Annotated in this window: 7 protein-coding genes; 2 read left to right on the top strand and 5 right to left on the bottom strand. The window is 42.9% G+C overall.

The features are described 5' to 3' along the window. Window positions 1-442 precede the first annotated feature (442 nt). The gene (locus tag BW947_RS17455) at window positions 443-1,600 is read right to left on the bottom strand and encodes a PcfJ domain-containing protein (RefSeq protein ID WP_076501990.1); all 1,158 of its coding nucleotides are present in this window, start codon (window positions 1,598-1,600) and stop codon (window positions 443-445) included. 703 nt (window positions 1,601-2,303) lie between these two features. On the opposite strand from BW947_RS17455, the gene gdhA reads away from it, so the two are divergent. After that, the gene (gene gdhA, locus BW947_RS17450; RefSeq protein WP_076501987.1) at window positions 2,304-3,650 is read left to right on the top strand and encodes an NADP-specific glutamate dehydrogenase; all 1,347 of its coding nucleotides are present in this window, start codon (window positions 2,304-2,306) and stop codon (window positions 3,648-3,650) included. A 253-nt stretch (window positions 3,651-3,903) separates the two neighbouring features. Here the strand turns inward: gdhA and BW947_RS17445 are convergent, their stop codons facing one another. Both BW947_RS17445 and BW947_RS17440 read right to left on the bottom strand, forming a co-directional pair. After that, a complete protein-coding gene (locus BW947_RS17445; protein ID WP_076501984.1) occupies window positions 3,904-4,374 on the bottom strand; it encodes a DMT family transporter in 471 nt (156 codons plus the stop codon). A gap of 10 nt (window positions 4,375-4,384) precedes the next feature. Further along, entirely contained in the window at window positions 4,385-4,819 is a 435-nt protein-coding gene (locus BW947_RS17440) for a DMT family transporter (RefSeq protein ID WP_076501982.1), read from the bottom strand. Window positions 4,820-4,917: 98 nt separating this feature from the next. Here BW947_RS17440 and BW947_RS17435 point away from each other — a divergent pair, with 98 nt between their 5' ends. Next, window positions 4,918-5,853 (top strand): LysR family transcriptional regulator, encoded by a 936-nt coding sequence (locus BW947_RS17435; RefSeq protein WP_076501980.1) that lies wholly within the window; start codon window positions 4,918-4,920, stop codon window positions 5,851-5,853. Window positions 5,854-5,944: 91 nt separating this feature from the next. Here the strand turns inward: BW947_RS17435 and BW947_RS17430 are convergent, their stop codons facing one another. Beyond that, window positions 5,945-7,381: an amidohydrolase family protein gene (locus BW947_RS17430; protein ID WP_208606981.1), complete on the bottom strand. Its 1,437-nt coding sequence runs from the start codon at window positions 7,379-7,381 to the stop codon at window positions 5,945-5,947. A gap of 359 nt (window positions 7,382-7,740) precedes the next feature. Next, window positions 7,741-8,658: an SMP-30/gluconolactonase/LRE family protein gene (locus tag BW947_RS17425; protein WP_244153269.1), complete on the bottom strand. Its 918-nt coding sequence runs from the start codon at window positions 8,656-8,658 to the stop codon at window positions 7,741-7,743. Window positions 8,659-8,695 lie beyond the last annotated feature (37 nt).

Genomic DNA, 8,695 nt, shown 5'->3' with positions numbered 1-8,695 from the left:
AACTATCTTCCATACGCCTGACTAATTAACTAAATGCCGATACATGTACTTATCGGCACTCTGGTTAACTTAAAAAAAAGGATGCGCACAATGTATATTATGTTAAATTGAAGGTGTAAGGAATAACACGTCATATCTTGTGTGTGGCTTGTCAAACAAAATGACTTTTGTGTCAACTTATGACTGTGGCTTTAAAGTATTAGCAATCAATGAGTTAAACTTAGTTTTACCCTTTTAGCTCGCTATTGATGTGCAAATATATACATCAGAGTGCTTTTTAGGTCTATTTTCACCACCTGACTTTTTTAAATCTTGCGGTATATTTTTATGTGTTTGTATTTGGTTTTATAACTTATACCAGCCGTTGGCTAATTTTCACTTAGCGCTTACATCATGATGTGAAGTTATTATCGCTAAAGCCTGAATCTATGGGCCCAGTATGCTAAGCCTTTAACTCAATCTCATCGTCAAATCCTTGCTTATAGATTTTCTTCACTCTCTCAAACCACTTATATACTATCTCTCTGGTTTCGTTTGTCGCGATTGCGTTACTTATTCCCGAAATTTGATCCAATTCAAGCATGTTTATTAGCTTGTTCACTTTCACCCCGATTGTAACTCTTTGGGGTTGTTGCATGGTAAATACGCAATATTGTCCTGCAATAATCCGACTGTGATAAATCGCGATACAGTGCTTTTGGGCAATCCCCTCAGTAAAAAGCTCATTATAATTTTCAATAGCTGTAATGTTCTGCTCACTAGGGATAAGCTTTGGATATACCTTATCAGCATCTACAGGTCTAGATGCTACTCTCCTTATGTCATTACGTCGTTCTATCCATTGTTGGTGCAATCTTTCAAGCTCATCAAGTGACGAAAGCTGCCCAATTCTAGTTGCTGGCTCATTAATACCTAACTCTATACCCAGTGCTAAAGTATCGGCTAAACAAGCACGTAAAGGCCCTCTTTCTAGCTTGTTTTTACTTGCTATAGTGATGCCAAATTTGGTACAGGTTAAAAATGGATATTTGTTATCCAAGCTTAAAGCCACATAGTTTATCGTCTTGTAGTGATTGAATATTTTGTATCGACAAGTACGTTTGTCCAACTGCTTTTTTACGTGTTTTAGCTCTAAATCTCGTTCAAACTTAAGTGTTAGCTTGTCGATAAATTTAAGTGTGGCTTTCGCGTTGTCGTATCCGAGTTCATTCAGAATGTCGCGCTGTCCTAGATGACTTAATGCTAATGCCTTTTCGTTATCGATTGGATACTGCTCACAAATAAGCACTAACAATAACGGCCGCATTAATAACAATTGCGCTGCTTGCTCACTATTTGCAGCAAGCCATAAAAGCTGATACTGATGTTCAGGAAAGGCGTCCGTGATTGAAATATATTGCTCGGGAATTTGCGCCAACCATTCGTCACCCGATTCAAACTGAGTGATGAAGTTAAGCCCTAACCCTAGCCCACCTTCTAATAATTCTTTGGATTTAGTGCCAAATACCCTATAAGCACGTAACTTTTGATGCCAACTGTGTAGCTCTATGTCATAGTCAAAACCAAGGTTAGTAGTTTGTATTGTCAGTTGTAAATCCATGTTCCCCCCCTGTTTTATTGTGAATAATGTATCTTATTTACGCTAGAAGCACAGTGTTAAATAAACCATATTGCGGCTCAATAAAGTACGCTTGATTTTACTGTGACTTGTCACGCTTGGTTCATATAACAGGATGCTTAGGGGACGAGCGATAAATTGTTTAAAGTGCGGCAATACGCAAGATATCTATCAGCTAGCTTGGTCTAGCCAACACTTACTGAAGGTTTGTCGATTTAGACCATTAACTAATTTTGAGTGGCGATTTTGGGGTCACACTGTCAATTAAATCTAATCTATCTGCCCTTCTATGTTTGGTTCGGTTTCTAAAAAAGCATAATACTCAGGTGCTGCATATAACTACATATTCAAACAAACTTTCCGAGTTTTTATTTTCGATAATTTCACGCCAGAAAAATACAAGTTAACTTTTTGTTTTATATTGTTTAATCTATTTTTTACCATAATGAAAATAGTTTTAAATATAAGTTAACACAAAATTAACTATTGCTATTTATGTGAATTAAGTGCATAAAAAGACGCTTTTAGGCGTTTATTGGGTTAGCGTCTTCACACAGGTTAGTCGATTTTTTTCATGAATCTTACTGTTTTTGTGCAGACAAACTAAACATGTAACGCTTAGGTTGATATAGGGCATGGCCATTTGCTGGCATAAAGCCGATGTAATTTACTGTAGGAGTTATTGATGAGTCATTCCCTTTCTAAAGAGAGTTTTATCGCCCAAGTGGCCAAGCGCAACCCGAATCAGCCAGAGTTCATTCAAGCTGTAAGTGAAGTCATAGCCTCCATCTGGCCATTTTTGGCGCAAAATCCCGATTATCTACAATATGGACTTTTAGAGCGTTTAATAGAGCCAGAGCGACTTGTCCAGTTTAGGGTAAGTTGGGTAAATGACCTAGGCCAGGTACAAGTAAACCGTGGTTATCGTATCCAACACAGTTCAGCTATCGGCCCCTGCAAAGGCGGCATGCGCTTTCACCCTTCGGTAGATCTCTCTGTACTCAAATTTCTCGCCTTCGAACAAACCTTTAAAAATGCCTTAACGACGCTGCCAATGGGCGGAGGTAAAGGTGGTAGTGATTTTAATCCTAAGGGCAAGAGTGAGGGGGAAGTGATGCGCTTTTGCCAAGCGCTGATGTTGGAACTCTATCGCCATTTGGGTGCTAATACTGATGTGCCGGCTGGCGATATCGGTGTCGGCGGACGCGAGGTCGGCTATATGGCAGGGATGATGAAAAAGCTGACCCACAGCGCCGAATGTGTATTCACAGGAAAGGGACTTTCTTTTGGCGGCAGCTTGATCCGTCCAGAGGCGACAGGTTACGGCCTACTCTATTTTGTTGAGGCCATGTTGGCTAACCAATCTCAGACACTGGCTGGCATGACGGTCTCAGTATCGGGATCTGGTAATGTGGCGCAATATGCTATTGAGAAAGCGATGGAGTTAGGTGCTCGTGTCATCACCGCATCAGACTCAGATGGTACTGTCTACGATCCGTCTGGTTTTACTCCTGAGAAGTTGGCTAGATTTATGGAATTGAAAAATGAGCAGCGTAAGCGTGTGGCAGATTATGCCTATGAGATGGGGCTCGAGTACTTTATCAATCGCACGCCTTGGCATCTGCCAACTCAAGTCGCACTGCCTTGTGCCACTCAAAACGAATTGTTAGAAGAAGATGCCGCCGTACTCATCGCTAATGGCGTGATAATGGTTGCTGAAGGAGCAAATATGCCTAGCAGCGCCGAGGCAATAAAAGCCTTCCACGCCGCTAAGGTATTATTTGCACCCGGTAAAGCGGCCAATGCAGGTGGTGTGGCAACTTCTGGACTAGAAATGAGTCAGAATGCTCAACGCCTCTCTTGGAGCCGAGAAAAAGTAGATGCTCGCCTAAAGAAAATAATGCAAAGTATTCACGCGACTTGTGTGAATTACGGCATGGACGAAGAAGGTCATGTGAACTATGAGGATGGAGCGAATATCGCCGGTTTCGTTAAAGTGGCTGATGCCATGTTGGCACAGGGTGTTTACTAACACTAATCATCCTTGATGAGTCGCGGTCTAACGCATCATTTCCAATAAACTCTGGGTGCTATCTGCGGCGTTAACTCACTGAATAATAAAATGCCCGTAACAATAAAGTTACGGGCTGTCACTATTGAGCGCTTCCCTGTGAGTAACTAATTTCAGTAACTAAATTTGAGTAACGATTACTGAATATCTCAAGCTTTCTCCGCTAAGACGCTTGTGTGCAATGAAACTCCATCGTTACTTAGGCAAACAAATCTTAGTGATTTTTATCGCTTAGGCGTTCAACGTTTTTATTGCTGGAATAAATAAAATATAAAGCAATGCCTAGGCAGATAATCGCGCTCAATCGATACATTGAAAACGGGATTGCTTCATTGCCTAACCAGCCAAAGTTATCTATTAACATGCTCATGGTCAGTTGCCCAAAGATGACTGCAACTGTGGCTACTGCTGTACCGATACGTTGCACCGCAATCACCATAATGACAATGTAAGGGACACCACACAGCGCACCTAACAATTGCCATTTAGGCACATCTAGCAAGGTGACTGCATATTTGGGTTCAAAAAAGAAAATGAGTAAAGCCGTGATAAGCGCTCCTACTGAAAAGGTAAGAAAAGCCGTTTTCAGAACCCCCAGTTTACTGCCAAGTTGTCCGTTTATTGCAGCTTGGACACTCAACATTGCCCCACCAAAAATCGCTAGTAAAATCATTAAAATAGTCATCAATCTAACCTTAACCTTGTGCCACAATTGCCAATGCAGCAATGATAAAAATGAGGGCTATAATACGTCTATTATCAATTTTTCTGTGTGTCGTGCCCAGTAGCCCGTAGTGATCGATAATCAGGCTTTTAAAGATTTGTCCAACCAAAATACCAATCATGGTGAGCGCAATACCAATAATTGGGGCTGCAACTGTAATAATGACAACATAGATAGGGCCTAATACTCCGCCGAGAAGTTGCCAAGATGGTTGAGAAAAAAAGGATGGGCTATTACGAGGGCTGAAAAATAGCATAAGAAGAAAGGTTAACGCTGCACCTACGCCGAATATGCTAAATGTGGCCCATAGATCGCCGACTTGAGTGCCAAGAGGGCCGAGTAATCCGGCTTCAACAGAAAGCCCCATCCCACCAATAATTACGGTTAATATTAAAAAAAGCTGCATAGCAAGTGGTCTCCATTTTTGATAAAAAGCAGGCTACTATGTTAGATAGCTAAGATAAATGTCACAATCAACTAAACACCTTTGCATAAAGTGCATAAATGAACGGTTTGGGAACGATTAATCTACGGGCTTTACTCATTTTTATTCAAGTCTATGAGACCCAAAACTTTTCATTAGTGGCCCGTCGAGAAGGTATATCGGCCTCACAGATATCTCGCGTGATCCAGAACCTTGAAGATGCGCTGGGACAGCAACTGTTTTATCGCAATACTCGCGCGATTATTCCCACCGAAAGTGGGCATCTATTGATTAAACATGCGCGGGTGATAGCCGCCAATCTAGAGGATGCACGCCGAGAATTAAGTGAACGCCAGCAAGAACCCGCTGGACTGATACGAATTAATGCACCGGTGTTTTTTGGTCAAAGGCATATTGCTCCAGCCTTAGCTAATCTGACACAGAAATATCCCCACTTAGAAATAGATCTAACACTGACTGATGATTTTATTGATCCGCTTAAGGACGCAGCTGATGTTATTTTTCGTATTGGTGCCTTGATTGACTCATCGTTTCGCGCTCGTATTTTTGGAAAGCAGCACTATTATCTCGCAGCATCACCATCGTATATTCAAAAACATGGAATACTTACCAGCCCAGAAGAGTTAAACACTCATAAATGTCTGGTTTATAGTGGGACATCAGGCCCTAATCGTTGGTTTATTAAACAAGCTACTGGAGAGTGGATCCATTATCCGGTGTCGCCCCTGCTCCGCTCAAACAGCGCTGAATCATTATTAACTGCGGCTCTAAATGGGATGGGGATTGTATTGTTTCCCGACTGGCTGCTTGGTGACAAAATTCAAAATGGTGAACTTATTGACCTGTTACCTAACGCTGATGTGTCAATTAAGGCTGAGTCTCAGTATATTGCGGCAATTTATCCAGGGACCCGTCATCCATCGCTGAATACGAAAGCGATTATTGACCACTACATTGAAGTATTTGGCTCCCCACTGTATTGGCAGCAAATGTAGGCGCATGTTTCAGTTAGAGTTTATCCAGACTATTTGATGGTTAAAAAACGTGTAGCCGGATTAACCTGCAACCCGGCTACAACCTCAAAGCCTAAATTCCTACTGCTCCCCAAACCATTTCACCCTTATGGAACGTGGCGGTACGAGGTGAAATACGCGCGACAGCTTCTGCAGAACATGAGGCATCCACTAACACAAAGCTGGCTTCATCCTGCACTTTTGGCCAAACGCGCTCACCTTTATCGTTGAGCGGTAACGTGTTGCCAGTAGCTATTCCCAACGAGCGAGAGAGCGTTAACTCATTGGCACGAACGTAGAGCTGCGCATAGAGATTGGCTTTTTCCAGCATGTCGCCTAAGCCGTACGGCGACCAGTGATCAATCACGCTGTCGGTGCCAGTCATCACGAATACACCTTTCTCCTGTAACTGCTTGAGCGGCATATGCATCTTGCCAATCGGCACCGTAGAAGCGATGGTAATTTTCTGTGCCGCCATGCGCGTGGCAATGTTATTCACCTGCTGCTCATCCATCATTGCTAGAGAAAAAGCGTGGCTGATGGTCAGCTTTCCTTTTAACTCTGGCGTTTTCTCAACCGTTTCCACCATATAATTCACCGCTGCAATCCCTGCGGGGCTGGTTTCATGCAGATGGATATCCACGCCTTTACCGTAGTCGAGTGCTATCTGGAACATAGTATCGAGCGATTTTTCCATCGCGCCGTCAACGTTTGTCGGGTCAAGCCCGCCGACATAATGCGCCCCGGCCTGCATAGCTTCACGCATTAATGACTCAGATTTTGACAACAGCAAGCCGTGTTGCGGAAACGCCACTATTTCACACTCAAAACCGGATTTACGACGTTCCAGCACCGCCATCAAATTTTCTAAATTCTTCAGCCCGGATACTGGATCGATATTGCAGTGGCTGCGAGCGATGGTGGAGCCTTTCGACTGGATTAAATCGATCAGCTTTTCAGCACGCTCCTGTGTATAGGGCTGAAGTTCCGGCAGCAGTTTCCGATCCAGCGCAATCATATCCATAATGGTGGTGCCTTCCGGACGGTAATTTACCCGCCACGGGCCACCATAGAACGTTTTATCAAGATGAATATGCATGTCGCGCATCGCTGGCAGTAGCAGTTTTCCGCCTGCGTCGAAATGTGCAAGTGCTGCATCAGGATGCTGTTTGTTATTTAGCAAAGCAGCAATCACACCGCCTTTAATTTCAAGCGTTTTTAGCTCGGTTTCAGTTCCCACTACCGCTTGGCCATCGCGTATAAAACCCGCTTCCAGCAGTACATTGTCGAGGTAGTAATGCTTATCTTTAATAGCTGTCATGCGATTATCCGTTTCACGTGTTTTAGATGTCGAAGGGGCTGCATACGCCATCGAACCCGTGGCACCAAAAAGTGCGGCAGCAGCGGCAACTTTGCCACTTCCGCTCAGAAATTCACGGCGGCTTTTCTGTGCATTATTCATTCTATTTTCCTGTTCTTGGGTAGAAATCTGGGTATCACTGAGATTCATCACTTCGCTCTCTTTTTTCTGCCATTCAGGAACAATTTACCGTTCAAGGAGGAATACCCAAGCTGGCTTATCAACGGCATAGATCACGGCGACGGGTTATTTAATGACAACAGCTGCTAACCAATTATTTCTTTCGGCTTTTGCCCTATTGCCATACTTTTAAATGGATGTTGAGTGCAGTAGTTCATTAACTTGCACCACTAGAAAGTTTAGACAAGGCATAGAGCCTGACACTTACGGCGTGACTGCTTACATGAAATATTATCATTATGAGCTGACTTCATTCTGTTAATGGTGATTTATCACTGACATGTAGAACTTAAAAACGCCCAACTAACAGTGAGTTCAATTTTGGCTGGTCAACATCCGACTAAACAGCTATTTACAACTAAGCCTTTAATACTACTCAGTTTATAAATAAAAACATCGCCTGCGAATTGTTCAATATCTATCTGTCTAGCACTGAGTGAATTTTTTGCGCTGGTGATGATAAGCCAGTCGAGATCAGGGCCCCCAAACGCAATACTGGTTGGATTGGTAACTGGTAATTTGAGAGTCAGATCGACTTTACCATCGGGGCAATAACGAACCACTTGCCCGCCGCCCCATTGAGCGTTCCAGAGGTATCCTGCTGCATCAACTTCAGAACCGTCAGGGAAAATTAATGGGTCAGTGGTGACAAATGATCGCTTGTTACTAACTGCTGCGGTGTTTGGATTAAAATCATATTGAAATATTTCATGCTGTTGTGAGTCTGCATGGTACATAGTGAGGCTATCGGGACTCCAGCACAGTCCATTTGAAATGCTGATATTCTCGTATACTTTTGCACATTGGCTCTTATGGTTGATGCAGTAAAGTGCGGCATTAGTGCTTGGAGAAGCGCTATTATCGGCTATCGTTTCAACCATAGTACCAGCCCAGAAGCGCCCTTGCCTGTCCACTTTTCCGTCATTAAATCTATTGTTTGGAAGGTGTGATTCTGGTGTAGCCAGCCATTGAAGGTTTTCAGTTTTTAAATGGTATAAAGCAATACCGCGGTCAAAGGCAACAATCAGTTGGTCAGCATGTTGAGTCAATCCAAATGAACCTACTCGGTACGGCATAATAAATGTGCTTAGTTGTTCACTATTAATGTCATAGCGAAACAGTTGTGCAGTTTCTATATCAGTCCACCAAATGGATTGATTTTTGTTATCCCATAACACGCCCTCCCCTAGAATATTACCTACGGGAATGGTCATTAATAATTCACCTACACCAACATTACTCATCATAAAATCACTTATTTGGCATGAGGTGTTATCTTTCTAC

Origin of the sequence: Shewanella morhuae (assembly GCF_900156405.1) — a bacterium.
GTDB lineage: Bacteria > Pseudomonadota > Gammaproteobacteria > Enterobacterales > Shewanellaceae > Shewanella > Shewanella morhuae.
This window is presented reverse-complemented; position numbering and strand designations above follow the sequence as displayed.